The organism is Lysinibacillus sp. FSL W7-1291 (genome assembly GCF_038593415.1).
In the GTDB taxonomy this organism is placed as follows: Bacteria; Bacillota; Bacilli; order Bacillales_A; family Planococcaceae; genus Lysinibacillus; species Lysinibacillus fusiformis_D.
In genome coordinates this window covers 3,408,985-3,434,499 of sequence record NZ_CP151994.1, presented here as the reverse complement: position 1 = coordinate 3,434,499, position 25,515 = coordinate 3,408,985, and the positions used below count along the sequence as shown (strand labels likewise).

The 25,515-nt window shown below is 37.3% G+C and carries 20 protein-coding genes; 13 read left to right on the top strand and 7 right to left on the bottom strand.

The genetic code is table 11. The features are described 5' to 3' along the window. Window positions 1–10: 10 nt before the first annotated feature. The 4 genes from NST76_RS16510 to NST76_RS16495 are packed head-to-tail and all read right to left on the bottom strand — an operon-like array spanning window position 11 to window position 3,865. On the bottom strand, window positions 11–1,003 hold the full coding sequence (locus NST76_RS16510; RefSeq protein ID WP_342544160.1) for a dipeptide ABC transporter ATP-binding protein: 993 nt from the start codon (window positions 1,001–1,003) through the stop codon (window positions 11–13). Beyond that, window positions 1,000–2,013 (bottom strand): ABC transporter ATP-binding protein, encoded by a 1,014-nt coding sequence (locus NST76_RS16505; protein WP_271910738.1) that lies wholly within the window; start codon window positions 2,011–2,013, stop codon window positions 1,000–1,002. Before NST76_RS16505 ends, NST76_RS16510 begins: the two co-directional genes overlap by 4 nt. Window positions 2,014–2,027: 14 nt before the next feature. Next, the gene (nikB, locus tag NST76_RS16500) at window positions 2,028–2,948 is read right to left on the bottom strand and encodes a nickel ABC transporter permease (RefSeq protein ID WP_036118771.1); all 921 of its coding nucleotides are present in this window, start codon (window positions 2,946–2,948) and stop codon (window positions 2,028–2,030) included. 14 nt (window positions 2,949–2,962) lie between these two features. Then, window positions 2,963–3,865, bottom strand: a complete 903-nt coding sequence (locus tag NST76_RS16495) for an ABC transporter permease (protein WP_036118772.1) — start codon at window positions 3,863–3,865, stop codon at window positions 2,963–2,965. Between the two features lie 181 nt (window positions 3,866–4,046). Here NST76_RS16495 and NST76_RS16490 point away from each other — a divergent pair, with 181 nt between their 5' ends. The 7 genes from NST76_RS16490 to NST76_RS16460 all read left to right on the top strand — a co-directional run bounded on the left by NST76_RS16490 (window position 4,047) and on the right by NST76_RS16460 (window position 12,922). Continuing rightward, window positions 4,047–5,606 carry a glutathione ABC transporter substrate-binding protein gene (locus tag NST76_RS16490; RefSeq protein ID WP_340809369.1) on the top strand — a complete coding sequence of 520 codons (1,560 nt, stop codon included), beginning with the start codon at window positions 4,047–4,049 and terminating at the stop codon, window positions 5,604–5,606. Between the two features lie 43 nt (window positions 5,607–5,649). Next, window positions 5,650–6,900, top strand: a complete 1,251-nt coding sequence (locus tag NST76_RS16485; RefSeq protein WP_058845056.1) for an amidohydrolase family protein — start codon at window positions 5,650–5,652, stop codon at window positions 6,898–6,900. After that, window positions 6,897–8,108, top strand: a complete 1,212-nt coding sequence (locus NST76_RS16480; RefSeq protein ID WP_342535040.1) for an amidohydrolase — start codon at window positions 6,897–6,899, stop codon at window positions 8,106–8,108. The genes NST76_RS16485 and NST76_RS16480 overlap by 4 nt, the downstream gene beginning before the upstream one ends. Window positions 8,109–8,275: 167 nt before the next feature. Continuing rightward, a complete protein-coding gene (locus NST76_RS16475; protein WP_342544158.1) occupies window positions 8,276–9,181 on the top strand; it encodes a DMT family transporter in 906 nt (301 codons plus the stop codon). Between the two features lie 186 nt (window positions 9,182–9,367). Next, the gene (tnpA, locus tag NST76_RS16470) at window positions 9,368–9,841 is read left to right on the top strand and encodes an IS200/IS605 family transposase (RefSeq protein WP_271912593.1); all 474 of its coding nucleotides are present in this window, start codon (window positions 9,368–9,370) and stop codon (window positions 9,839–9,841) included. An 843-nt stretch (window positions 9,842–10,684) separates the two neighbouring features. Beyond that, window positions 10,685–11,953 carry an OFA family MFS transporter gene (locus NST76_RS16465; RefSeq protein ID WP_036118777.1) on the top strand — a complete coding sequence of 423 codons (1,269 nt, stop codon included), beginning with the start codon at window positions 10,685–10,687 and terminating at the stop codon, window positions 11,951–11,953. A 276-nt stretch (window positions 11,954–12,229) separates the two neighbouring features. After that, window positions 12,230–12,922 (top strand): AIM24 family protein, encoded by a 693-nt coding sequence (locus NST76_RS16460; RefSeq protein ID WP_036118779.1) that lies wholly within the window; start codon window positions 12,230–12,232, stop codon window positions 12,920–12,922. A gap of 469 nt (window positions 12,923–13,391) precedes the next feature. Here NST76_RS16460 and NST76_RS16455 read toward each other — a convergent pair whose 3' ends face one another. Next, window positions 13,392–14,642, bottom strand: coding sequence for an NAD(P)/FAD-dependent oxidoreductase (locus NST76_RS16455; RefSeq protein ID WP_036118785.1), 1,251 nt, complete (start codon window positions 14,640–14,642; stop codon window positions 13,392–13,394). A 287-nt stretch (window positions 14,643–14,929) separates the two neighbouring features. On the opposite strand from NST76_RS16455, the gene asnB reads away from it, so the two are divergent. The 4 genes from asnB (at window position 14,930) to NST76_RS16435 (ending at window position 21,065) form a co-directional block, all read left to right on the top strand. Continuing rightward, a complete protein-coding gene (gene asnB / locus NST76_RS16450; protein WP_271910733.1) occupies window positions 14,930–16,780 on the top strand; it encodes an asparagine synthase (glutamine-hydrolyzing) in 1,851 nt (616 codons plus the stop codon). A gap of 271 nt (window positions 16,781–17,051) precedes the next feature. Then, entirely contained in the window at window positions 17,052–18,665 is a 1,614-nt protein-coding gene (locus NST76_RS16445; RefSeq protein ID WP_342545298.1) for a polysaccharide biosynthesis protein, read from the top strand. 10 nt (window positions 18,666–18,675) lie between these two features. Then, complete coding sequence (locus NST76_RS16440; protein ID WP_036118789.1) at window positions 18,676–19,389, top strand: pseudouridine synthase; 714 nt, start codon at window positions 18,676–18,678, stop codon at window positions 19,387–19,389. A 158-nt stretch (window positions 19,390–19,547) separates the two neighbouring features. Continuing rightward, window positions 19,548–21,065 (top strand): GGDEF domain-containing protein, encoded by a 1,518-nt coding sequence (locus NST76_RS16435; RefSeq protein ID WP_089934489.1) that lies wholly within the window; start codon window positions 19,548–19,550, stop codon window positions 21,063–21,065. A 48-nt stretch (window positions 21,066–21,113) separates the two neighbouring features. Here NST76_RS16435 and NST76_RS16430 read toward each other — a convergent pair whose 3' ends face one another. Both NST76_RS16430 and NST76_RS16425 read right to left on the bottom strand, forming a co-directional pair. Continuing rightward, window positions 21,114–22,283: an MFS transporter gene (locus tag NST76_RS16430; protein WP_080717032.1), complete on the bottom strand. Its 1,170-nt coding sequence runs from the start codon at window positions 22,281–22,283 to the stop codon at window positions 21,114–21,116. Window positions 22,284–22,559: 276 nt separating this feature from the next. Further along, window positions 22,560–22,781: a DeoR family transcriptional regulator gene (locus NST76_RS16425; RefSeq protein ID WP_036118795.1), complete on the bottom strand. Its 222-nt coding sequence runs from the start codon at window positions 22,779–22,781 to the stop codon at window positions 22,560–22,562. A 357-nt stretch (window positions 22,782–23,138) separates the two neighbouring features. On the opposite strand from NST76_RS16425, the gene pepV reads away from it, so the two are divergent. Both pepV and dat read left to right on the top strand, forming a co-directional pair. Beyond that, entirely contained in the window at window positions 23,139–24,545 is a 1,407-nt protein-coding gene (pepV, locus tag NST76_RS16420) for a dipeptidase PepV (RefSeq protein WP_342544157.1), read from the top strand. 27 nt (window positions 24,546–24,572) lie between these two features. Further along, window positions 24,573–25,427, top strand: coding sequence for a D-amino-acid transaminase (dat, locus tag NST76_RS16415; protein WP_036118799.1), 855 nt, complete (start codon window positions 24,573–24,575; stop codon window positions 25,425–25,427). The last annotated feature ends 88 nt before the right edge of the window (window positions 25,428–25,515 follow it).

Below are 25,515 nucleotides of genomic sequence, written 5' to 3'. Positions count from 1 at the left end.
GTAAGATACATTAAACTAAATTTTCTGCAAAATGGCAAGCTACCTTATGTGTTGCAGTGATTTCTCGTAATGCTGGAACTTCTGCTTTACATTTCTCTGTGGCGAATGGACAACGTGTGTGAAAGCTACAGCCAGTAGGAGGATTAAGAGGTGACGGTAGGTCTCCTTTTAAAATAATACGCTCCTTGCGATGTTGTTTGTCGATTACTGGAATAGAAGAAAATAATGCTTTTGTATAAGGATGATATGGCTGTGTGAAAAGGGAATGCTTATCAGCAATTTCGACAACCTTTCCAAGATACATGACCATGATACGATCTGAAATATGTCGAACAACACTTAAATCGTGTGAGATAAATAAAAATGTTAAATCTAAATCTCGTTGTAGCTGCTTTAATAAATTTAAAATTTGTGCTTGAATAGAAACGTCTAGCGCAGAAACCGATTCATCACAAATAATAATTTTAGGATTGACTGCAAGAGCTCTTGCAATTCCGATACGTTGACGCTGACCACCAGAAAATTCATGTGGATAGCGCTCTAAGTATTCAGGACGTAATCCAACAAGCGACATTAATTCAATCATGCGTGCCTCTTGTTGTTCAGGTGGTACTATTTTTTGAATAGACATGGCCTCTGTTAACATTTTACGAATGGTTCTTCGTGGGTTAAGGGATGCATACGGATCTTGGAAAATAATTTGGATGTCCTTGCGTGCAGCACGTAGCTCTTTTTTGTTCATATTCACTAAGTTTTTACCAAATAACATTACTTCTCCAGAAGTAGGTTCATCTAATCTTAAAATAGAACGCCCCGTCGTTGATTTTCCGCAGCCAGATTCTCCAACAATGCTAAGTGTTTCACCAGGCATAATGTCAAAGGAAACACCATCCACAGCTTTTACAATTTGCTGAGGACCGAAGAGCTTTTCTTTTTTTAAGAAAAAATGCTGTTTTAAATCATTTACTTGTAAGATTGGTTGTGTTTGTAGCGCTGTTGTCATACTGTCATCTCCTTCATCATTGTTTGCCCTTGCCATTCATTGCTGTACATCCAACATCTTACTTTTTTCTCGTGCTCCACAGTCATAAGCTCAGGTTGTTGTTCATGACATAAATCTGTAGCAAATGGGCAACGTTCTGCATAACGACAGCCAACCGGATAATTGTATGGACTTGGAACAGTTCCGTGAATAGTAGATAATTCTTCTTGCTCTTCATAGAGCTTTGGTAATGATTGTATTAATCCATTTGTATAGGGGTGTAACGGTTTTTCAAAAAGACTTTCTGTTGTGCCTTCTTCTACAATCTGCCCTGCATACATCACAGCAATTTTATCGCAAATTTCTGCTACAACACCTAGGTCGTGAGTAATGAAAATAATGCTCATGCCTAATTGCTTTTGCAGATTTTGTATAATTTCAATAATTTGAGCCTGAATGGTTACATCAAGTGCCGTTGTAGGTTCGTCTGCAATTAAAACATCGGGTGTACACGCTAATGCCATTGCGATCATAATGCGCTGACGCATCCCACCGCTTAACTGGTACGGCTCCTGCTTCGCTCTTTTTTCTGGTGCAGGAATTCCCACTAGACGGATCATATCGACGGCCTTTTGCCATGCCTCTTTACGTGATAAACCTTGGTGTAAGCGAATAGATTCAGCAATTTGCTCCCCAACGGATAACACAGGATTTAGACTTGTCATAGGCTCTTGGAAAATCATTGATATTTTATTGCCTCGAATTTTGCGTAATTCCTCATCTGATAATTTTAAGATATCTGTATTATTTAAGAAAATCTCACCGTTGATGATTTTACCAGGAGGTGACGGTACTAAACGAAGTAACGATAGGGAGGTCATTGATTTCCCACAACCAGATTCACCAACAATGCCTAGCGTTTCTCCCTTTTGAAGTATAAAGGAAACACCATCCACAGCTTTGGCAACGCCTTCACTCGAATAAAAATAAGTTTGTAAATTTTTTACTTCTAACACGGTATTTTGTTTCATCGCTTTTTCCCTCCCTAGTTTAAATCCATTCGTTTATTAAAAATTCGATATAATATGTCTACGAAAAGATTAATGAAAACAAATATTAATGAGGCTACGAGAACGCCGCCTTGAACAACAGGTATATCTCGTGTACGAATAGCATCTACAATCATTCGTCCTAAGCCGTTGACAGCGAACACAGATTCTACTAATACTGTTCCCCCAAGTAAACTACCAAACTGTAAGCCTACAACTGTAATAACTGGAATTAAGGCATTGCGTAGTGCGTGTTTTAAAATGATAATATAGCCTTTTAAACCTTTCGCCTTCGCTGTTCGAATATAGTCTTGGTTCACAACCTCTAGCATACTAGAGCGAGTCATACGCGCAACGATTGCAGCGCCACCAGCACCTAGTGTGACCGCTGGTAGAATAATATGTTTGGCACTATCCCAACCTGCTACAGGAAGCCAGTGTAGCTGTACAGAGAAAACATACATCAATAAAATACCTAACCAAAAACTTGGTAGGGAAATCCCTAATAAGGCGACAATCATTAGTCCAACATCCATAAACGAATATGGACGGATTGCTGAGATGATGCCGGCAATCAACCCCAAAATAATAGTGATTAAAATACTATAAAAGGCTAGCTCAATTGTAATTGGTAAACGTGCAGTAATTTCCTCAAATACAGGTTGTTTATTTTTTAACGAATGCCCCATATCTCCCTGTACAAGATTTTTAATATAATCTGTATATTGGATAGCTAATGGTTTATTAAGCCCTAAATTTTCACGTAATTCTTCAACCGTTTCTTGAGAAGCTCCTTCTCCTGCTAAAATAATGGCGGGATCACCGGGGATCATTTGCATAATTAAAAAAACAACAAGCGTTACACCAAGGGTCACAGGAATAATTTGAGCGAGCCGTTTTATGATAAATAATGTCATGTGTCTTCTCTCCTTTAATTTTTCATTCTTGGGTCTAGCGCATCGCGTAAACCATCGCCAAATAAGTTAAATCCTAAAACAAGGATGGAAATCATAATACCAGGGAATAGCGCCATATAAGGAGCAGTAAATAAGAAATCTCTTCCGTTTGATAGCATGGCACCCCATTCAGGAGATGGTGGCTGTGCCCCTAATCCTAAAAAGGATAGACCTGCCGCAGATAGAATAGCCGTTGCTAAACGCATAGATGCTTGTACAATAATCGGTGATAAAATGTTCGGGAAAATATGTTTAATTAAAATCGTCATATCATTTGCTCCGAGTGTTTTGACAGCATCGATATATTCTAGTTTTTTAACTTCCATTGTCGAGCCACGTACGATACGAGCAAACATGGGGATAGAGAAAAAACCTACTGCAATTGTGACGTTAATTAGACTTGGCCCTAATGCACTGACAATAGCTAGAGCTAATAAAATACCTGGAAAGGCAAGCATGATATCTAAAATTCGACTAATAATAGAATCAACCCATTTACCATAATAACCAGCGATAAGTCCTAGGAATGTGCCAATCGATCCACCAAATAACACAGCTGAAATACCAACTCCAATGGATAAGCGTGAACCATATAAAATTCGACTTAAAATATCTCGTCCTTTGTCATCGGTGCCCATTAGATGATCTAAACTTGGCCCTTGTAATTTTTGATCTAACTGTACGTCGTAAGGATCATAAGGTGCTAGAATAGGTCCGATAAGAAACATCAATATATAGAGAAGAATGATGATGCCCCCAGCGACCGCCGCTTTATTTTTTTTTATTTTGTTTAGGAAAGAGACAAGATTCTTTTTTCTAGAGGCCTTGCGTGCATTCACTAAAACAGAATGATCGATAGTAGTAGTTACTTTATCCATATCGAATCTCCTTTTCTATTTGATTTGTTTTCAATTTAGTGAAAAGCGTAAAGAATGTAAATGATTAATGGAGTATTAGTCAGAAAATTTAAAAAACACGTAAAGATTTTAAAAAACAAGTGAATTTTATTTCTTTATAATTCGAAATGTAAGGATCAAATCATATAAGGAGGAAATGTTTATGAAGAAAATGAAGTTGATTTTATTTATGACACTCATTACCGTACTTGTTTTACAGGCATGTTCAACTGCAAGTAATCAAAGTTCAGAAGGTTCTAAGGAGGGATCAAAAAGTGTAGGAGGAGAATTAGTTGTTTTAAGAGCATCGGATGCGACAAGCCTTGATCCTCATTTTATTACAGATATTCCGTCAGCGAATATTATCCATGGCAAAATATATGAAACACTTGTTGCTTTTGATAGAGATCGCAAAATTGTTCCATTACTTGCAAAAGAGTGGGAGCAAAAAGATGATGTCACTTGGACATTTACATTAAATGAGGGCATTAAATTCCATGATGGAGCAGATTTTAATGCAGAGGCTGTTAAAGCTACATTTGATCGTATTTTAGATCCTGCAACTGGTTCACCACAACGTGATAAATTATCAATGATTAATGAAGCAGTGGTAGATGATACGTATGTTGTCACGTTGAAGTTAAAAGAACCATATGCACCGCTTTTATCTATTTTAGCAAGTCAAGAAGGTAGTATGATCAGCCCGAAAGCTATTGCGGAAGCGGCTGATGAATTAGCAACACATCCAGTAGGGACAGGTCCATTTGTATTCGAGGATTGGAAATCTGGTCAAGAAATTACATTAAATACAAACAAAGATTACTGGGGCACTGTACCGAAAGTAGATAAAGTAACATTTAAAGTCGTACCAGAGGACTCTACTCGTTTAGCAATGATTGAAAGTGGAGAAGCACATATCGCTGAACAAGTACCCGTAACAGAGATTGACCGCATAGAAAATTCTTCAACGATGAATTTATTCCGTGCCGAAGGACTTGCGGTAGAATTTATCGGTTTCAATGTGAAAGATGCACTATTATCAGATGTAAAAGTACGTCAGGCAATTAGTTATGCAGTTGACCGCGAAGCAATTATTAGTGGTATTTATGATAATGTAGGTACACTTGCAAATTCGGCAATGAGTCCTAAAATTATTGGTTATTCTAGTGAAACAAAACCATATGACTATGATGTAGTAAAGGCAAAAGAGTTACTAAAAGAAGCTGGCGTTAAAGAAGGAACAAAAGTTAAATTACTGACAAGTGACCGTAAAGAGCGTATCAATATGGCTGAGGTTATTCAATCTCAATTAAAAGGTATTGGATTAGATGTTGAAATTCAAGTAATGGAGTATGGTGCATTTATTTCTGAAATCACGAAAGAACAGCACCAAATATTTATTAGTGGTTGGGGTAATGCTACTGGGGATGCTGATTATAACCAATTTAATCTATTCCACACGGCTTCTATGGGACCTCCAGGCAACCATTTCTACTATTCAAATCCAGAGGTAGACAAGCTAATTGAGCAAGGACGTTCTGAGTCAAATCAAGAAGCACGTAATGAAATCTACAAAAAGGCAATGCAAATAGAGTTAGATGAAGCTGTATACATTCCAGTTCGTAACTATGAGCATTTAGCAGTCTACAGCAATGCTGTAAAAGGTTTCTGGTTAGACGCATCTAACTACACAATAATCGGTGGCGTTGAAATTGTAGAATAATCGAATTTGGTGAAAGATAAAAATTACCAATTGGGAGGAAACTATGAGTAAACTATTGCTGAAAAATGTAAGATTAGAAGAAGCATATGAGCACGAAAATGAACATATTGTTGCAACTCGTACAGGTATTTATGATGTCCTAATCGTAGATGGGCATGTTCAACAAGTGGATAACAATATAGTGGCCGATGGAGACGTAGAAGTAGTGGATGCTCAAAAGCAACTATTAGTCCCTTCTTTCCGAGAAATGCATATCCATATCGATAAAACGTATTTTGGTGGGGAATGGCAAGCACCAAGACCCATTACTAAAGGGATATTAACGCGTATTGAAGAAGAAAGAACGCTATTACCAAAGCAATTACCAACGGCTGCTTATCGAGCAGAGGAAATGGTGAAGTGGCTTATTTCCCAAGGACATACACATATTCGTTCACATTGTAATGTGGACCCACAAATTGGGACAAAACACATTGACATCACAAAGCAAGTATTAGAAAAATACCAAGATCAAATCACCTATGAGATTGTGGCTTTTCCACAACATGGCTTATTACGCTCCAATGTGGAAGAATTGATCCGTGAAGCAATGGCAATGGGTGCAACGCTCGTTGGGGGCGTTGACCCATCCATTGTAGATCGCAATATTGAGAAATCACTGCACACAACGATGGGTATTGCCCAAGACTATAATGCAGGAATAGATATTCATATTCATACAGCTAACACACTTGGTGAATTTGAATTTTATAAGCTAATCGAGTTAACGAAACAGGCGAAAAAAGAAGGACAAGTGACAATTAGCCATGCGATGGCACTTGCGGATTTAGAACAGTCACGATTAGAAGATTTAGTACAGGCGATGGCTGCTGTACAAATGGATGTCACAACAACTGTACCAACAGACCTGAATCGTTCAACAATACCAATGCCTTATCTTTATAACAATGGTGTAAAGGTTTCTGTAGGACATGATAGTTTAACAGACCATTGGTCACCATACGGTACGGGCAATACGATTATGAAATTAAATGTGATGGCACAGAGATTCCGTTTTATCGACGAATATTCATTAAGTCGTGCTTGGAGATACGCTTCTGGTGGTATCACACCTTTGAACGACGTGGGAGAACGTGTTTGGCCACAAGCTGGTGATAAAGCCAATATGCTGTTAGTAGATGGCGTTAGCACTGCTCATGTTATAGCAAGAAGATGCCCAATTTCTACTGTTATTTCACAGGGCAAAATTATTCACCAACAGGAAGTAGGAGAGTTGAAAGGAGAATTCAGATGAAGCACTGGCTTACAAATGTTCTACTTGAAACAGGAGAATATGTAAAAGAAAATGATACAGTTGGTACGAAAGTGGAGCTTTTTAACCTTGAAATTACAGATGGCTATATTTCTCAAATTGTACCAGCAACGCAGGTAATCGATTCTCCAAATGAAGTAACAAATATGAACGGGAAGCTGCTATTACCTGCCTTTAAGGAAATGCATAATCATTTAGATAAAACATACTTAACTTTACCATGGAAGGCTTGTGTACCCGTAAAAAATTTAAAGGAACGACTTGATCGTGAAGCACAAGAGTTATCCGTTCTTGCTACAACAGGTAAACAACGTGCAGCTGCAATGATTGAGAAAATCGTTAAGAATGGCGCCAACCATATTCGTACCCATGTTAATATTGATCCTTACATTGGCTTGAAAAATTTAGAAGGTGTACTAGCGGCATTGGATGAATATAAAGATGTCGTGACGTCAGAAGTCATTGCCTTCCCACAGCATGGCTTACTAAGAGATGATGTCCCTAAATTATTGCGTGAAGCCTTACGCAATGGGGCAACGATGATTGGCGGCTTAGATCCAGCAGGGATTGATAATTCAATTGAGCCTTCTCTTTATGAAGTGATGGATATCGCACAGGAGTTTAATGTAGATGTTGATATTCACCTCCATGATGGTGGTCATGTTGGGTATTATACAATCGATAAATGGATAGATATCGTTGAGGATGCACAATATCAAGGTAGAACGGCGATTAGTCATGCATTTTCACTTGGGGATGTATCCGTTATGGAACAGCATAAAATCGCTGATCGTCTCGCACAACAGCAAGTGAAAATTATGTCTACTGTGCCATTCGATTTAAGACGTTTAATTCCACCAATTGATTTACTAACAGAGCACGGAGTAGATGTCCACTTTGGGTGCGATGGCTTTTATGATTCTTGGAGTCCTAATGGCTCTGGAGATATTTTAGAAAAAGCGACTACTTTTGCTGATATTTCTCGTAAGCTAGATGAACGCTCTATTCGACAAACATTAAAATATATTACAAATGGTGTAACACCATTAGATGCAAATGGTCAGAAGGTTTGGCCGAATGTGAAAGACGAAGCAAGCTTTGTATTCTTTGACGCAGTATCAAGTGCTGAGGTCATTGCACGTAAACTATCTAACCGAGTGGTTATGTCAAATGGTAAGTTTATCAACTAAGTATAAATCTAAATCCCCCTTATTTAGATATGATAGCAAACTAGAAGATTTCTAGTTTGCTATACTTATGTTTTAATAGAAAAGATTAATAAAGGAAAGGGAAGTAGATTTTTAATAGTTGACCCAGAACTTATGTAGAAGTCTCTTTACATGCAGGTACGATTAATATGAAGCAATTCACTATCTATATGATTTTATTTAGCTGTGTATTTTTTTGGGCCAGTAACTTCATTATTGGCTCGATTTTAATTGAACACTGGGCTCCTATAACAGTCGCCATTTTTAGGCTAATTATCATTGTTTTATTTTTGGGATGTATTAGTTGGAAAGCTATTACCCGAACAATATTTACGCGCAAGAATTTACTATTGTTGGTCATTGCAGGAATACTGGGCGTTTCCATTAATCACTATAGTTTTTATGCCAGCCTTCAGCATACTTCTCCTATCACTGCGGCTTTAATATTAGCCTGTGCACCGATTATCACATCATTACTGAATAAATTGATTTATCATGAATCACGGAACGGCATATTTTGGCTAGGTGCGATCATTTCATTTGTAGGAGTGGGTCTTATCATTACAAAAGGAGCTCTCATCACCATTTCTATTGGTAAGGGAGAGGTGCTAAGTTTAATTACAATGCTAAGCTTTTCCTTATTCCTTATTATTGTGAATCATCTTAGTCTAAAAATGTCAGCTCAGTCCATCACCTTTTATACAAATCTAATTGGCTTACTGATGCTTATACCATTTTCTTTTACTATATTGCCGCAAACAAATTGGCAAGTAACATACCCCTATTGGATTTTGCTAGTTTTATCAGCAATCGTTATTCATGGGGTTAGTAATTTAATGTGGAATCAAAAAATGAAGGAAATAGGCTCGACGAATGCTTCGCTGTTATTGAATTTTGAGCCAGCTATTGCCATGCTGTTGAGTGCGATTTTTTTAAAGCAATTTCCTACCAGTGTCCAAATTTATGGCTCCTTACTGATTTTACTAGGGATTTTGCTATGTATTTATTATAAAGAAATAAAAGTTATGCTTTTTATGAAAGGAAAAACAAATTAAAAAATGTATTTTTCTGTACAGTATGTTAGAGGTAGCTTCTAACATGCTGTTTTTTTGTGTGCTTTGAAAACCCCCTGCTATGCAGGGGGTTCCGGAAAGCTTTTAGCTATGGACAATAAAAAAACTCCAAACGTACAATAAAGTCAGGTCTAGTCAACCGACTTCGTACGAAAGGAGCCACCATAAATGGATAACAAAAGTTTAGCACATACAACGTGGAATTGTAAGTATCATATCGTCTTTGCGCCAAAGTATAGAAGGCAGATTATTTATAGTCAAATTAAAGCAGATGTTGGAAGAATATTGCGCCAATTATGTGAAAGAAAAGATGTAGAAATCATAGAGGCAACAGCCTGTCCTGACCACATTCATATGTTGGTAAGTATTCCACCGAAATTGAGTGTATCTGCGTTCATGGGTTATTTAAAAGGGAAGAGTAGTCTAATGATTTTCGACCGACATGCGAATTTAAAGTATAAATACGGTAATCGTCAATTCTGGTGTCGAGGATACTATGTGGACACAGTCGGCCGAAATAAGAAAAAGATACAAGAGTATATAAAAAATCAATTACAAGAAGATATCCTGCAAGATCAAATGACGATGAAAGAATTCATTGACCCATTCACAGGAGAAGAAATCAAGAGAAAGAAAAAATAAGTAAGCCGCTTTAGCGGTTTGTGTGAAAACGGAGTGCGGTTGGCAGACCATTCAGAATGTCTTTAGACATGGGCCAGTACCCCAGCGTTTCACGCGCAGAGCAAACCACCAGTTATACTGGTGGTTCTGATTGTAGCGCTTGTTTTATTTTTTTACAAAAACAATATGACTTCGAAAATCGTCTTGTTCCAGATTATTTGTATTTTATTAAGAAGCAATTGATTTTGTTTAGTTGCCATTAATATTCAATTTCCTGAAATAAAAATGTATATTTGAATAATAAAAATAGGGAGCGATTGAAAGCTATTTATAAAATATGCATACTCTGTATTGTCAATAAATTTTTTTTTTGAAAGTTTAAGTAAAAACAGAATTGATTTTTAATTTTTATTGCTACTTCTAAAAATTAAAATTTCGTACATTTATATGGTGAAATTCTCTTTTGTTCTAAAAATTTCTATTATTCATTAATTTGATCTGCTTCCTTTTTAGAGAAATGAGCATAAAAATATTGTTGGTAAAATAAGACGTATACAACATCAGAATGTGAAGTTATGCACAAAAATAATTATATTAACATAATTAATGATACCTAGGATAATAGAGTAGAAAAGTAATATTAGCTAAAAGCTGTCATGTTTTTTGTAGGAAAAACGAATTTATACTTAGAGACTGTAAGGATTATGTGATAAAAATCATTAATAAAAAAACAAAATACTTTTTGGAGAAATAATATTTTTTAGAAAAACATCTTGCATTTGAATAATTCTAAGTGGTAAATTGTTTTACATGGACGTTCATAGAATTTTCACAGGTAGCAAAAGAGGGGAGAAATGAGAATTTATGAATAAAAATAGATGGTTAATTGCATTATCTGCAATCGCTATTCACCTTTCAATCGGTGGAGCCTATGCATACAGTGTATATAAGCTACCGATTGTCACAGAAATGGGATGGAGTGAAACAAAGGTAACGGTTGCCTTTACCATTATGATGGGGCTTGCAGGTTTCTCTGCCGCATTATTTGGTAGCTTAGTAGAAAAAATGGGGCCACGTAAATCGGCGATGGTAGCAGCTGTCTTATTTGGAGCAGGACAAGCTGGTGCGGGTGTAGCGATTTCAATGGATTCTGTTGTCATGTACTGGTTAACATATGGTGTTCTTAGTGGGTTAGGTATGGGGATTGGTTATATAGCCCCTGTATCAACACTTGTAAAATGGTTCCCAGATCGCCGTGGTCTAGCAACAGGTATGGCCGTACTTGGATTTGGATCTGGTGCATTAATTACAGCGCCAGTCGCAGCCAACTTAATGGAGGCAGTTGGCATTTCTACAACGTATTTTATTTTAGGGGCAAGTTATTTCACGTTAATGATTTTAGGGGCTTCATATATAGCGCCGCCTAAGCCTGGTTATATGCCAGCGAATATGAAGGCAGCTGCCGATAAAGGCAAAGAAGTAGTAAAGAAAGATTTAGCAGTGATGTCAGCGCGTGAGGCTGTCAAAACAAAGCATTTCTGGATGCTATGGTCCATGCATTTAGTCAATGTAACTGCGGGGATTATGATGATATCTGTTGCCTCTCCGATGGCACAGGAGATTGTTGGTCTATCAGTTGCTGGTGCTGCTGCAATGGTAGGAATAATGGGGCTATTTAATGGTGGTGGTCGTTTAATTTGGGCCGCTGTGTCTGATTATATTGGTCGTTCAAACGTTTTTGTTATTTTCTTTACAGCACAATTAATTACATTTATTGTCCTACCACATACAACAAACGTAATTATTTTCCAAGCACTTATTTTCTTAGTTGTTAGTTGCTACGGTGGTGGATTCTCGAATTTACCTGCATTTGCTAGTGATCTATTTGGTACAAAGCAACTTGGCGTTATTCATGGCTATTTATTAACAACTTGGTCATTAGGTGGTATTTTCGGACCGTTGTTAGTAAGTACAATTAAAAATGCTTACGGAAGCTATATTCCTGTGTTCTATGTATTTGCTGGGTTAATCGCAGCTTCATTAATTATTTCGTTAACACTACGCGCAGATGTACGTAAACAAACTGCTTTAAAAGCAGCACAAAATGTTGGAGATGTCTCCGCTACTCAATAAAGTGAACTTTCAATTGAGACAGGAACTATATAAGTGTCATTTCGCACATGGCACTTATATAGTTATTTTTTTGCAGCGGTTGTTATATAACAATTAACGTTTCTTCATTTAATGTATAACAGTATATATTTGATGTCAATAACATGACTGGAAATGAAGTGATTTTATTATTAAAAGAGAAATTTTGTAACGAAATGCACAATCAGGGACAATCCGCTAAAATTTGAATCTTTTCTCAACAGTAAACGTATATAAGGTAATTAGGAGGGATGAATCTTGGGGAAATTTTCTTTAGATGAATTTGTTCATAAAACACAGCAAGATGACAATGAGAATGATTATTTTGAATTGGAAACTGAACGAGTATTAGAAGTGAATCTAAACGGTGAAGTATGGTCAAAAATGGGTGCAATGATTTCCTATACGGGTGATATTAAATTTGAACGTGAGCGTGTGCTGGAGCATGGTCTTGGTAAGATGTTTAAGAAGGCTTTAACAGGTGAAGGCACGCAATTGATGAAAGCAAGTGGAAAGGGAAGACTTTATTTAGCAGACCAAGGAAAGAAAGTAACGGTTTTTGATTTGAAAAATGATAGTATTTGTGTAAACGGAAATGATTTACTTGCCTTTGAGCCTAGTATTGAATGGGATATACGCTTAATGCGTAAAATGGCTGGCATCATGTCAGGTGGTTTATTCAATGTGACACTACAAGGAACAGGGAAAGTGGCCATTACAACACATTTTGAACCATTGACATTATTAGTGAAACCAGGTGAAACAGTTTATACTGATCCACATGCTACCGTTGCATGGTCAGGAAATTTAACACCTGAGTTTAAAACAGATATCAGCTTCCGTACATTTATCGGTCGTGGCAGTGGCGAATCCATTCAGATGGCATTTTCAGGTGAAGGCTTTGTCATTATCCAGCCGTTTGAAGAAGTTTATATGTCTAGTGAAAGCTAAAAAGAGCGTGTCCGTTTTTCTTGGACACGCTTTTTCATAGTGTTGAAAAACAAAGCAATCAATAGCATTTTTGTGAAAGATGAAAATGGATTTCCGTTGCTGGCTATTTGCTTTCCTGTAGGCGAGCACCGAGCTGCTTCCTCCGCTACCGCTCGGTGTAGGGTTTCAACTGTCTCGCTATCCCATGGGAGTCAAGTAGCCTGCCACCTCAACCCACAAATATTTAACTTTTTAGCAAAGGTTTTTAAATAAAGTGAAGGTGTTCACTAAGCATTTATGAAAGCGTGTTGTAACTAAACACTTCTCCACATTGAAAATAAGAGCCTGTTCTTTCTCTCATTATACAAATAAAGGGCTATTCGATTGCAACAGCTATATGAAAGATAAAGAAACATGGTGGAGGCGGCTTATCGGACGCCCCTTGAACGGAAATCAACCCCTTGCCTTGCCAAAAGGTCTTTCTCTTCTATTATAATGCAGCATGCATTCCTGCAATACGTCCCGTTACGAGCGCAGAGGTAATATTATAGCCTCCTGTATAGCCATGAATATCAAGAATTTCTCCACAGAAGAATAAACCTTCTTTTTTCTTTGATGCCATTGTTTTTGGCTCGATTTCTTTTACAGAGACACCACCGCCCGTAACAAACGCTTTGTCAAGTGACTGTGTGCCGCTCACTTTTAATGTGAAATTGACTAGTAAATGTGCTAATTGACGAATTTTCTCTTGGGATAACTCAGCACCTGTTGATTGGACATCGATATTTGCTCGCTCACATAAGAATAAGAGCCACCGTTCTGGTGCAATGCCTTTCCAGACATTTTTCACAGCCTTTTTTGGATCTTCCTTGATTAGTTTATTTAAATATTGCAGACATGTTTCTTCATTATAATGAGGCAGTGTCTGAATACGTATTGTCACTGGTTCATAGCCTGTTTTCATTAATTCTTTCACAACGAACTGACTACAGCGTAAAACAGCGGGACCACTCAAGCCAAAATGGGTAAAGAGCATATCCATTTGATGTGTGACAAGTGTCTTGCCTTTTTTGTTGAGCACAGAGACAGCGACATCACGCAATGCTAGCCCTTGAAGCTCACGCGCTTGGATAAAGTCCTCTTTTGATAGAACAGGCACCTCTGTTGGGAAGAGCGTCGTGATTGTATGACCAGCACGCTCTGCCCAAGGATAGCCATCACCTGTTGAACCGGTTTGTGGGACCGCCTTGCCACCAACAGCTACAATGACTGCTTGACTACGGACTTCGGAGCCATCCGCAAGACGTACACCCAAAATTTTATTTTCGTCCATCAGAAGCTTACTGACGGCTGTGTGTAAACGAACTTCAATATGTAGTCGTTGAAGCTGACGAATTAGTGTATCAACTACATCTTGTGCCCGATTGGATACAGGGAACATTCTGCCGTGATCCTCTTCTTTTAGGGCGACACCAAGCCCTTCAAAAAATGCGATAATATCTTCGTTATTATAAACTGTAAATGGACTATAAAGAAAACGACCATTGCCAGGTATATGCTTAACTATTTCTTCGACAGGTAAACGATTAGTAACATTACAACGTCCACCGCCAGAGATGGCTAATTTCTTGCCAAGTTTTGCGCCTTTTTCTAACAATAACACTTTCTTTTTACGCTCTCCGGCAGCAATCGCCGCCATTAAACCAGATGGGCCACCACCGATCACGATTACATCATACATAGTTAGAAACTCACTTTCTGTTCAAATTAGGAATCTTTCCTATTATACATGAAGTCTATATAGAGAGGGGTTTTCTTGGACATTGAAAATAATAGAAAAGTGTTTTATAATTCCTTATCTCATCTTTCGTGATGAAGAGTGTTTATAGTAGAATGAAACACATGAATCTTTGTTATACAATTGTTTCGATGAAAGTTTTCCTTTATTAGCATTGTCAGCATGAAATGAACGTCTTTTCATGCTATTATGGTAAAGGTTATGCACTAAATTATGAGGTGAAAAATAGAATGTGCGGATTTATTGGTTATATTAATGGAACAAATGTGATTGATCATCATCAAACAATAGAAAATATGATGAATACAATTATTCACCGCGGACCAGATAGCGGCGGTATTCATAGTGACGATAAAGTAACGTTAGGTTTCCGTCGATTAAGTATTATTGACTTATCAGAAGTAGCAAATCAACCATTATATAGTGAAGACGGCAATATTGTGCTTGTATTTAATGGGGAAATTTTCAACTTCCAAGAGTTACGTGCAGATCTTATTGAAAAAGGTCATACGTTTAAAACACAGTCAGATAGTGAAGTCATTATTTATGGCTATGTAGAATATGGCGTAGATTTTGTGAAAAAACTACGTGGGATGTTTGCCTTCTGTATTTGGGATAAAAAGAATGATTTACAATTTATTGCACGTGATGGTTTTGGTATTAAACCATTGTACTATTCTGAGTATACAACAGATGGTACATTTATTTTCGGTTCTGAAATAAAATCGTTTTTACCACATCCTTCATTTATTAAAGAATTAAATAAACAGGCGATACGCCCATACTTAACATTCCAATATTCTTCAATGGATGAAACCTTCTTTAAAGGTGTCTTTAAATTACCACCTGCACACTATATGCTGATTCAAAATGGACAAAAGCAAATTGTGCAATATTGGGATAAAAAATTCCATGCAAAAGACGCACCGATTGAAAAATATATCGAAGAAATTCAGTCAACGGTTAAAGAGTCTGTAGAAGCTCATAAAATTAGTGATGTAAAAGTTGGTTCATTCTTATCTGGTGGTATTGACTCTAGTTATATTACTTCTTTATTACGCCCAGATAAATCCTTCTCAGTAGGATTTGCTGACTATGAAGATATGTTCAATGAGACAAATCTTGCAAAAGATTTATCAGATACGTTGAATATTCAAAATGAACGTAGATATATTACAGCGGATGAGTGCTTTGAAGCTCTTCCTAAAATTCAATGGCATATGGATGAGCCACAGTCCAATCCATCTTCAGTGCCACTTTACTTCCTTTCAGAGCTTGCATCAAAAGATGTAACAGTTGTGCTATCAGGTGAAGGCGCAGATGAAATTTTTGGTGGCTATGCTTGGTATCAAAACTCAGGGAAAATGCAAAAATACGAAAAACTACCATTAGGTCTTCGTAAAACATTACGAGGAATGGCAGAAGCCCTACCGAAAAATCAATATACGAACTTCCTTATTAAAGGTGCTCAAACGGTAGAAGAGCGTTTTATTGGAGAAGCAGTCGTGTGGGATGAAGTAGATGCCATTAATGTTTTAAAACCAGCTTATAAAAATGCGCCATCTGTAAAATCGATTACAAAACGTATTTATGATGAAGTGCCTGGTGATGACGATGTGACAAAAATGCAATACCTGGATCTAAACCTTTGGATGCCTGGTGACATTTTATTAAAAGCAGATAAAATGAGTATGGCTCATTCAATTGAATTACGTGTACCATTTTTAGATAAAGAAGTTATGGAATTAGCGAAAAATATTCCATCTAGATATCGTGTCAATGACATTGATACAAAATATGTTTTACGTCAAGCGGCACATCAAGAATTACCAGAGGAATGGGCGAAACGGCCAAAACTTGGTTTCCCAGTGCCAATTCGTCACTGGTTACGTGAAGAAAAGTATTACAGCATGGTCAAAGAAATGTTTACAACGGACTTTGCGAATGAATTCTTTGATACAAAACAATTAGTGGGCTATCTAGATGAGCACTATGAAGGGAAAGCAAATCGCGGTCGATATATTTGGACGGTTTATGTATTCCTAGTGTGGTATAAAAAGTTCTTTGTGGACATGGTATAAGAAATACGGTTAATCGGTGGGGATGTTCCATTCCTCACCGATTATTTTAAGGTCTTTTTTCATCAGGTATTTTTGAATGAACTTTTTGGTGTATTTATGCGTCTCATTTCCTATAAATATGTTAAGATTACAGTTGGTTTACTTATGCTATTCACAAGGTGATAGCGCTTGCATGTTGGTTTCTTTGAAGTAACAGAAACGAAAATGTTTTATAAGTATCCTTGAAGTGTTACGATATTAATATTGATTTTACAATGAATGGATGGGTATGATGTCCAATTTAATGAAAGGTACTGCGATATTAACACTGGGGATGTTTTTATCGAAGGTACTCGGATTAATTTATATTTTTCCGTTTTATGCAATTGTTGGCGAAAAGAACATTGCGCTTTATCAGTATGCATATATTCCCTATTCTATTATGTTGGCAATAGCTATTTCAGGTGCGCCAATAGCCGTCTCTAAATTTGTCTCCAAGTATAATGCAATGGGAGACTATCAATCAGGTCGCAAGCTGATGAAATCGGGCATACTCATTATGATGGTAACAGGCTTCGGGGCATTTATCGCACTCTTCCTGCTTGCAACGCCGATAGCAGGGCTAGTTATTAAAAGTGAGGAACAAGTCTTTACGGTTGAACAAATTGCTTCGGTGATTCGCTGGGTCAGCTTTGCCTTAATCGTCGTACCATTTATGAGTCTATGGCGCGGCTTCTTCCAAGGCTATGACAAAATGGAGCCTACGGCAGTTTCTCAATTGGTAGAACAAATTGTGCGAATTGTTGTGTTACTTGGTGGTTCTTTCTTAGTCGTTGTGGTGTTCAAAGGGAAGCCAGAGACAGCGATTTCGTTTGCTGTGTTTGCTGCCTTTATTGGGGCAATCGGTGGATTAGGTGTTCTTTATTACTACTGGAAAAAATATCAGCCTGAATTCAACTTATTACGTAGCCAAAGTGTGACGTCTACACAGCTACCGATGTACAATATTTATAAAGAAGTGATTACCTATTCCATACCAATGGTGTTTGTTGGAGTAGCCAACCCGTTATTCCAATTAGTTGACATGCTTACATTTAATGGGGCGATGACTTCCATTGGTTTAGCAGAAGTGACAGATACTTATTTATCGATGATAAACTTTATGACACATAAGGTTGTCATCATTCCGGTCATGCTAGCGACAGGCTTTTCAATGGCATTAGTACCGACGATTACAAAATATTACACACAGGGTGAGTATTTATCGCTACGCCATGCGATGGATAAAACCTATCAAATTTTAATTTTTATTACATTGCCAGCTGTAGTAGGTATTTCTCTTTTAGCTAATGAAATCTACTTCATGCTTTATTCAGAAAGTGAAATGGGTGCTACTATATTAGCGCATTATGCACCAGTTGCGATTTTATTTGCATTATTCCAAGTAACAGCAGCGTTGTTACAAGGGATTGATTTTCAAAAGTGGATTGTCTTCAGCTTATTATCAGGGATATTCGTTAAGCTAGCGTTAAATATTCCATTCATTCGTTGGCTGGAGGCAGATGGTGCCATTGTGGCAACTGCAATTGGCTATAGTGTATCGATTCTTATCAATATCCTTGTGCTACGAAAAACATTGAATTATCGATCAGAAATGGTTGTTCGTCGTGTTATGTTGATTGCTTTATTGACAATGGCAATGGCAATTAGCGTGCTCGTTGTGCATAAATTATTGGAATTGCTTATGGGCCCAGTAGATAGTAAATTCTCAGCATTACTATTCTCTATTATTTGTGCGGGTGTTGGTGTGGCTGTTTACGGCTTTTTATCACTGCGCTTAGGTTTGGCACAAAAGTTATTGGGTGAACGATTAACGCGCATTATGAGCAAACTGGGAATGAAATAGGAGTGGTACTATGCGTTTAGATAAATTACTAGCGAATATGGGGTATGGTTCCCGTAAAGAAGTGAAGCAGCTATTAAAGCAAAAGGCTGTCACAGTGGATGGTGCTTATGTTAAAGACGCAGCGCTACATGTAGACCCAGAACAGCAGATTGTATCAGTGTTTGGAGAGCGCGTTGTTTATACAGAGTTTGTCTATTTTATGATGAATAAGCCACCTGATGTTATTTCTGCAACAGAAGATTTAAGAGACGAAACGGTGATTGAATTATTAGAGCCATTGCATCAGCATTTTCAACCTTTCCCAGTTGGACGGCTGGACAAAGATACAGAAGGGTTACTGTTATTAACCAATGACGGTTTGCTGGCCCATAATTTATTGTCTCCGAAAAAACATGTGCCAAAGGTTTATTTTGCACAGATTGAGGGCGTTGTGACGGAAGAAGATGTCGAGAAATTTGCGCATGGCGTGGAATTAGATGATGGCTACGTTACAAAGCCTGGAAAGCTTGTGATTCTACAATCTGCACAGCAATCAGAAATAGAGCTGACAATTCAGGAAGGCAAATTTCATCAGGTGAAACGAATGTTTGAGGCTGTGGGTAAACGTGTAACGTATTTAAAGCGGTTGTCTATGGGGAATCTTCACCTAGATGATAAGCTGGCATTAGGTGAATATCGTGAACTAACTGCAGAAGAGCTAGCCAGCTTACAAAACAATCATTAACACAATCCTCGGTGCTACTATAGCATCGGGGATTTTTTATATACAGTATGATGACAGTAACGGTATAATATGAATGAGTTACTGTGATGTACTCATGTAGCTTATCATTATCTAAAGTTTTTAAAATATGATGGTGAAAATAGGTAGAGGACAAATATATGAAGAACCTGCGTATAAAATTATTACTATCTTTAATAGCTTTTGCAGTCATACTCGTTGCTGTCATTTCATATGTCAACAGACAAATACTAGTGGCAGATATCGAGAAGCAAGTGGCCATGAATAAAGTATTAATTGAAAATCATATTCTGACAGATATGCAAACGATCGATAATGCTCATTTTTATTTTGATAAAAATATGTCAGATAATATGGAACAGGAACTTAGAAAATTACAAAACGATTATCGCAAAAATCCTGCTATTGAAACTTGGGATTTGCAACAGAAGAAACAGAAGCATGGTATGGATATTTACATAGTAGATCAATCCAACAAGGTGATTTACACGACATTTGAGAAAGATATTGGTTTGGATTTTTCGAGCTGCTGTCAGCGTTTTTCGGCATTATTGGATGAGCGGCGTGCTAGTGGTGAGTTTTATACAGATGGAATAGATATTTCGACAACGACAGGAGAATACCGAAAGTTCGGCTATTTGGCAACGCATGATAAGAAATATCTGCTTGAGTTAGGCATAGACTTACTGAATGATCCAGTCTTTCAAACCTTTAATTTTGAGAAAACCGCAGAATCCTTAATTGCTAAATACGAGGATTTAGTAGAAGTGCAAATCATTAACGCCGGTGGAGTTTTTTTTGATGATTCTAGATTGAAGAAGATCACCGTGCGAGATCAATCCAAACAATTTCAGCAATATTTTGAGCTAGCGAAGAAAAAAATGGAGCCAGTTGAATTTCAAAAAGCATTACATCATGGTTATATAGAAACGCATCTTTTTTTGCCTTATGAAGCAGAGACAGTGAGAGGGGAGTCTTCAAAAAGGCTTGTTTATGTGAAATTTGTCAATTTTACTAAAATAGAAGCGCTCCAAAAAAATACAAAACAATTTTGGATTTTACTATCCATTGCCTTGCTAACAGCATTTATTATGCTATTAGTCATCAATAAAATTTTATCTAAAACAATCTATCTTGCCACATTCGATCCGTTAACGGGTGTCTATAATCGTGCTACCTATATTCGGAAGTTTGACAATTTATTAAAAAAACGAAAAATGAATGTACCGGGTTTGTTGTTAATCGACTTGGATAATTTTAAGCAAGTAAATGATCAATTTGGGCATGTGGAAGGGGATCGTATCCTGATTGAAACAGCCATGATTTTAAAGCATGTAGTGAAAAACAATGGCTTTGTCGTGAGATTCGGTGGAGATGAATTTGCTATTGTCTTGTACGATACGACAGAACAACAGATGCAACAAATTGCAGAGGCCATTTTGACTCAAATCAGAACCGTAAAATATGAGGGATATGCTAGTGAAAAATGGTCCGTATTATCTGTCAGCATGGGTGGCGCCATTTATCATCATGTTGAAGAGACAGAAATGAGCTTATTTGAACGGGCGGATAAGGCACTATATCAATCTAAAAATGCAGGTAAAGATCAATATTCTAGTTATGCTGAGGTCGCTGCTGACGAAGACTATAGTATTTAAAAAAACGCTCCATTCTATCATTAGCCAATGATAGCAATGGAGCGTTTTTTAATGCGTTGTCGTTTTGGATCTATAAAAGAAACAACTACATAATACAAGAATGGCGATGACAGCAAACATAGCATTCATATAATGAGTCAATAACCAACCACCTATTATGGGTCCAATAAAGCCGCCTAAATTTTTAAATTGCGCAGCGCCCAAATAAGTTGCTTTTTGTGTATCTGGTGCAATTTCATCAATCATAACATTCATTGTTGGGAAGGCAAAAATCTCACCTATTGTAAAAATAATCATGGCGATGATATAGAGCGTATAATTATTGGAGAATCCGAATAAAAATAGACCAATTGCAAAGAACAGTATACCTACCAATAATGTTGCGGACGATGAAAACCGCTCTGATACAATGCTTATTGGTAATTGTAATAATAAGACAACCGCTGCATTGAGAGAGATTAATAGCGAATAAAGTTTCGCACCTTCCTCGATTTTTAATTCAATGATTTGTGGTAATGTAGAATCAAATTGAGAGTATCCTATATTGATTAGGATGGCACCTAAAATAAAGCTAAGTAGTACACGATTTGTTAATAAAATTGTGAATGTACTTAGTATTTTTGTTTGAGTGACAGCTTTAGGTTGTTGCATTTGATAACGGTTTAACACGAAAAATAAAAATACAGCATAAATGATATACATAATACCTGTCAGCATAAAGGGGATACTTGGACTTGATAGCTGTGAGATGTACACACCGATAATAGGGCCGATGACCGCTGCAATATTAATGGCTGTATAACGTAACGAAAATAGTCTTTTTCGTTTATCAGCAGGTGTAAAATCAATCATTAATGCCTGTGTGGAAGGTTCAAAAAATGAACGACAAAGACCATTCAAGGCATTGAATAGGACAAAGAGCCATACGGTATGAACAGTTGCAAAGCCGAAAAATACAAGGCTCCAAACAATAATCGTTAGTAAAATAACACTTTTTCGACCAAAGCGATCTGTTAGATAACCACCAAAAAATCCACCAATAGTGGAAATAAGTGGCGCAATTCCAATCGTCAACCCAATTTGTAAAGGGGAGGCTTGAATTTCATTATGTAGATAAATAGCTAAAAAAGGCATTGCCATAAAGCTTGCAATACGTGTAAATATTGTTCCGCCTAAGATAATCCAAACTAATGGATGAAAGTACGTTGACAATTTCAAATAAAATCCTCCTCTCAACATTTAGAATGTTTCGAGTTTAACGGATTGTTAAGCAACTGTAAATAGTCAAAATAATCTTGAAGGAGCACATAGGGAAATTTTTCTGTAAGTATGGAGCATACATAAAGGGTATGTTTTGAATGCACAATAGTGAAATGACTGGCCCTTCCAATAAGCCATAAAAAAATCTAATACGCTTATAACGACAAAAAAGAATGACCCCGACGAAAGGTCATTCTTTTTCCATACACAATGCTTTACGTACAAAACGTAAAACTAAGACGTCATTTTTACTTTTTTCTTCGTCGTTGTCCATTTGCCTCGACTTGGACTCATTACCAAATCGTTAAAGGCTAACACGTTCAAATCTCTTTGAACGGTGCGAGGAGTGATACTAAACTCTTCGACTAAATCCTGTGTAGACACGGTTCCTTTGTCTAAAATAAACATGTACACGTCTTTAATACGATTAAGCATTCGATCAGTAGTTGGTTTCATTAAATGAACCACTCCTTCATCTTAATTCTCTTGGCAAAGACTAGCGGACGACAATATGTGCGGAGTGCACTTAGGCTAATAAGTAGCTGCCTTAGACATCCCCTTTTCTAATTTTATAGTCAGAACAATTATTCTGATAACTTCATTATATAGAAAAACTACTTAATTTTCTAGTGAATGCAAGAGAAATTTACATTTGAAATATAAATTTTATACTGTATTTTGTGGGAATACGTGAAAAACATGCTATATGTGGTAGTGTCAGTAGAAGTTACTGAAAATAGTTGTCAGAAAGCTGATTGTCATATATGTTGTAAGGTGTAGAATAATGTTGATACTTTGAAGGAGGTATATGGTATGGATTGGTTACAGGCTGCAAAAGAAAGGCAAGATGAATTGATACAAGAGTTACAGGAGCTTGTGCAAATTAATAGTGTTCTTGATGAGGATACAATAACTACTGAAGTACCATTTGGAGATGGTCCACTTCAAGCGCTTGAATGGTTACTAGCAAAAGGTCAGAACGAAGGCTTACAAACGAAAAATGTTGATAATTATGCTGGGCATATTGAAATGGGTTCAGGTGAAGAATCACTTGGTATTTTATGTCATGTTGATGTTGTACCGGTTGGAGACGAAGCTGACTGGACATACCCACCATTCAGCGGTACAGTAGCAGACGGTAAGTTATATGCACGTGGTGCGATTGACGATAAAGGTCCTACGATTGCGGCATGGATGGCTATGAAGCTTGTGAAAGAAGCGGGTATTCCATTAGAAAAAAGAGTACGAATGATTATTGGTACGGATGAAGAAACAGGATTCCGCTGTGTCGACCACTATTTTAAACAAGAGGAAATGCCGACAATTGGTTTTGCACCAGATGCGGATTTCCCGCTCATCAATGCGGAAAAAGGCATTGCCGAGCTTGTGTTCTCTCAAAATAAAATAGGTGATGCAACGAAAGAACAACTACTACTATTTAATGCAGGAAAGCGCCCAAATATGGTACCTGATTTTGCGAAAGCAACAATTCAGCATGTCTCCGAGTCATTCGAACAGAATTTTCAAACATTTTTAAGCAAAAATCAGCTAGATGGCTCTTTATTAATGGAGGACTCTCGCTATATAATAACTATCAAAGGTAAAGCAGCCCATGCAATGGAACCAGAAAAAGGTGTTAATGCAGCTGTTTATCTTGCAGCATTTTTACAACAAGAGTTGACGACAGAGGCAAGTAAACAATTTGTTGACTTTATCGCACATGTTTTTTATCAGGATCATTACGGCCATCGGCTTGCGCTACAGTTTGAGGATGCAATGTCAGGAAAAACTACATTAAATCCAGGTATCGTCAGCTATGATGTTCATAAAGGTGGCAGTTTAGTAATTAGTATGCGCTATTCTGTGTCCTACCCATTCGATGAAAAAATAACGGCGGCTCAACGCTTAACGGTGGAAAAAGGGTTCTCACTAGATATTCAAGACGACTCCAAACCGCATTATGTCAGTGAAGATGATCCATTTATCCAAACATTAGCAGCTATTTATAGACGTCAAACGGGTGATAGAGAAACACCTCTATTATCGACAGGTGGTGGGACGTATGCACGTGTGATGAAAAAAGGTGTGGCATTTGGCATGCTGTTTCCGGGAGAGCCAGATGTAGCGCATCGTGCAGATGAGTTTGTTGTCGTTGAAAATCTCGTTAAAGCTGCAGCAATTTATGCTGAAGCAATTGTTGAACTTGCAGGAAAAAAATAACTCAAAGACGAAAAGGATGAACAAAACATGGCATATTCATTATGGAATGATCAAATTGTTGAAGAAGGATCGATTGTGATATCTCCAGAAGACCGAGGTTATCAATTCGGTGACGGCATTTATGAGGTAATCAAAGTTTATAACGGAAATATGTTTACAGCACAAGAGCATATTGATCGTTTCTATGCAAGCGCCGAAAAAATTCGTCTTGTTATTCCTTATACAAAGGACGTTTTACACAAATTATTACATGAGCTAATTGAAAAAAATAATCTAGATACAGGGCATGTATACTTCCAAATTACACGTGGTGCTAATGCCCGTAATCATGTTTTCCCAGATGCGAGTGTTCCAGCTGTATTAACTGGTAATGTTAAAGAGGGTGAACGTGCATATGAAAACTTTGAAAAAGGGGTAAAGGCTACTTTTGTTGAGGATATTCGTTGGTTACGCTGTGATATCAAATCTTTAAACCTACTTGGTGCCGTATTAGCAAAGCAAGAGGCTGCTGAAAAAGGTTGCTATGAAGCGATATTACATCGTGGGGATATCGTGACAGAATGCTCATCAGCGAATGTTTATGGTATTAAAGACGGCAAGCTTTATACACATCCAGCGAATAACTTCATTTTAAATGGCATTACCCGTCAAGTCATTTTAAAATGTGCAGAGGAAATTAATTTACCTGTCGTGGAAGAGCCGATGACAAAAGCTGATTTATTAACGATGGATGAAATCATTGTTTCGTCTGTATCTTCTGAAGTGACGCCTGTAGTGGATGTTGATGGAAACCAAATTGGTGCTGGTGTACCAGGGGAATGGACACGTCAATTGCAACAAGCTTTTGAAGCGAAATTACCACTTTCTTCAAATACAAAATAAAAAAACATTTAGAGAACTACCAATAAGGATAGTTCTCTTTTTTATGGATGTAATGTTGAGTGTCGTCATGTAAAATAAAAAGGATAGG

Excerpts from the sequence above, each read along its gene's own strand:
- nikB (WP_036118771.1), bottom strand. The coding sequence starts at position 2,948 with ATGACATTATTTATCATAAAACGGCTCGCTCAAATTATTCCTGTGACC.
- NST76_RS16445 (WP_342545298.1), top strand. The coding sequence starts at position 17,052 with ATGTCCAATTTAATGAAAGGTACTGCGATATTAACACTGGGGATGTTT.
- NST76_RS16435 (WP_089934489.1), top strand. The coding sequence starts at position 19,548 with ATGAAGAACCTGCGTATAAAATTATTACTATCTTTAATAGCTTTTGCA.
- NST76_RS16475 (WP_342544158.1), top strand. The coding sequence starts at position 8,276 with ATGAAGCAATTCACTATCTATATGATTTTATTTAGCTGTGTATTTTTT.
- NST76_RS16465 (WP_036118777.1), top strand. The coding sequence starts at position 10,685 with ATGAATAAAAATAGATGGTTAATTGCATTATCTGCAATCGCTATTCAC.
- NST76_RS16505 (WP_271910738.1), bottom strand. The coding sequence starts at position 2,013 with ATGAAACAAAATACCGTGTTAGAAGTAAAAAATTTACAAACTTATTTT.
- dat (WP_036118799.1), top strand. The coding sequence starts at position 24,573 with ATGGCATATTCATTATGGAATGATCAAATTGTTGAAGAAGGATCGATT.
- NST76_RS16480 (WP_342535040.1), top strand. The coding sequence starts at position 6,897 with ATGAAGCACTGGCTTACAAATGTTCTACTTGAAACAGGAGAATATGTA.
- asnB (WP_271910733.1), top strand. The coding sequence starts at position 14,930 with ATGTGCGGATTTATTGGTTATATTAATGGAACAAATGTGATTGATCAT.
- pepV (WP_342544157.1), top strand. The coding sequence starts at position 23,139 with ATGGATTGGTTACAGGCTGCAAAAGAAAGGCAAGATGAATTGATACAA.
- NST76_RS16455 (WP_036118785.1), bottom strand. The coding sequence starts at position 14,642 with ATGTATGATGTAATCGTGATCGGTGGTGGCCCATCTGGTTTAATGGCG.
- NST76_RS16440 (WP_036118789.1), top strand. The coding sequence starts at position 18,676 with ATGCGTTTAGATAAATTACTAGCGAATATGGGGTATGGTTCCCGTAAA.
- tnpA (WP_271912593.1), top strand. The coding sequence starts at position 9,368 with ATGGATAACAAAAGTTTAGCACATACAACGTGGAATTGTAAGTATCAT.
- NST76_RS16510 (WP_342544160.1), bottom strand. The coding sequence starts at position 1,003 with ATGACAACAGCGCTACAAACACAACCAATCTTACAAGTAAATGATTTA.
- NST76_RS16490 (WP_340809369.1), top strand. The coding sequence starts at position 4,047 with ATGAAGAAAATGAAGTTGATTTTATTTATGACACTCATTACCGTACTT.
- NST76_RS16495 (WP_036118772.1), bottom strand. The coding sequence starts at position 3,865 with ATGGATAAAGTAACTACTACTATCGATCATTCTGTTTTAGTGAATGCA.
- NST76_RS16485 (WP_058845056.1), top strand. The coding sequence starts at position 5,650 with ATGAGTAAACTATTGCTGAAAAATGTAAGATTAGAAGAAGCATATGAG.
- NST76_RS16425 (WP_036118795.1), bottom strand. The coding sequence starts at position 22,781 with ATGAAACCAACTACTGATCGAATGCTTAATCGTATTAAAGACGTGTAC.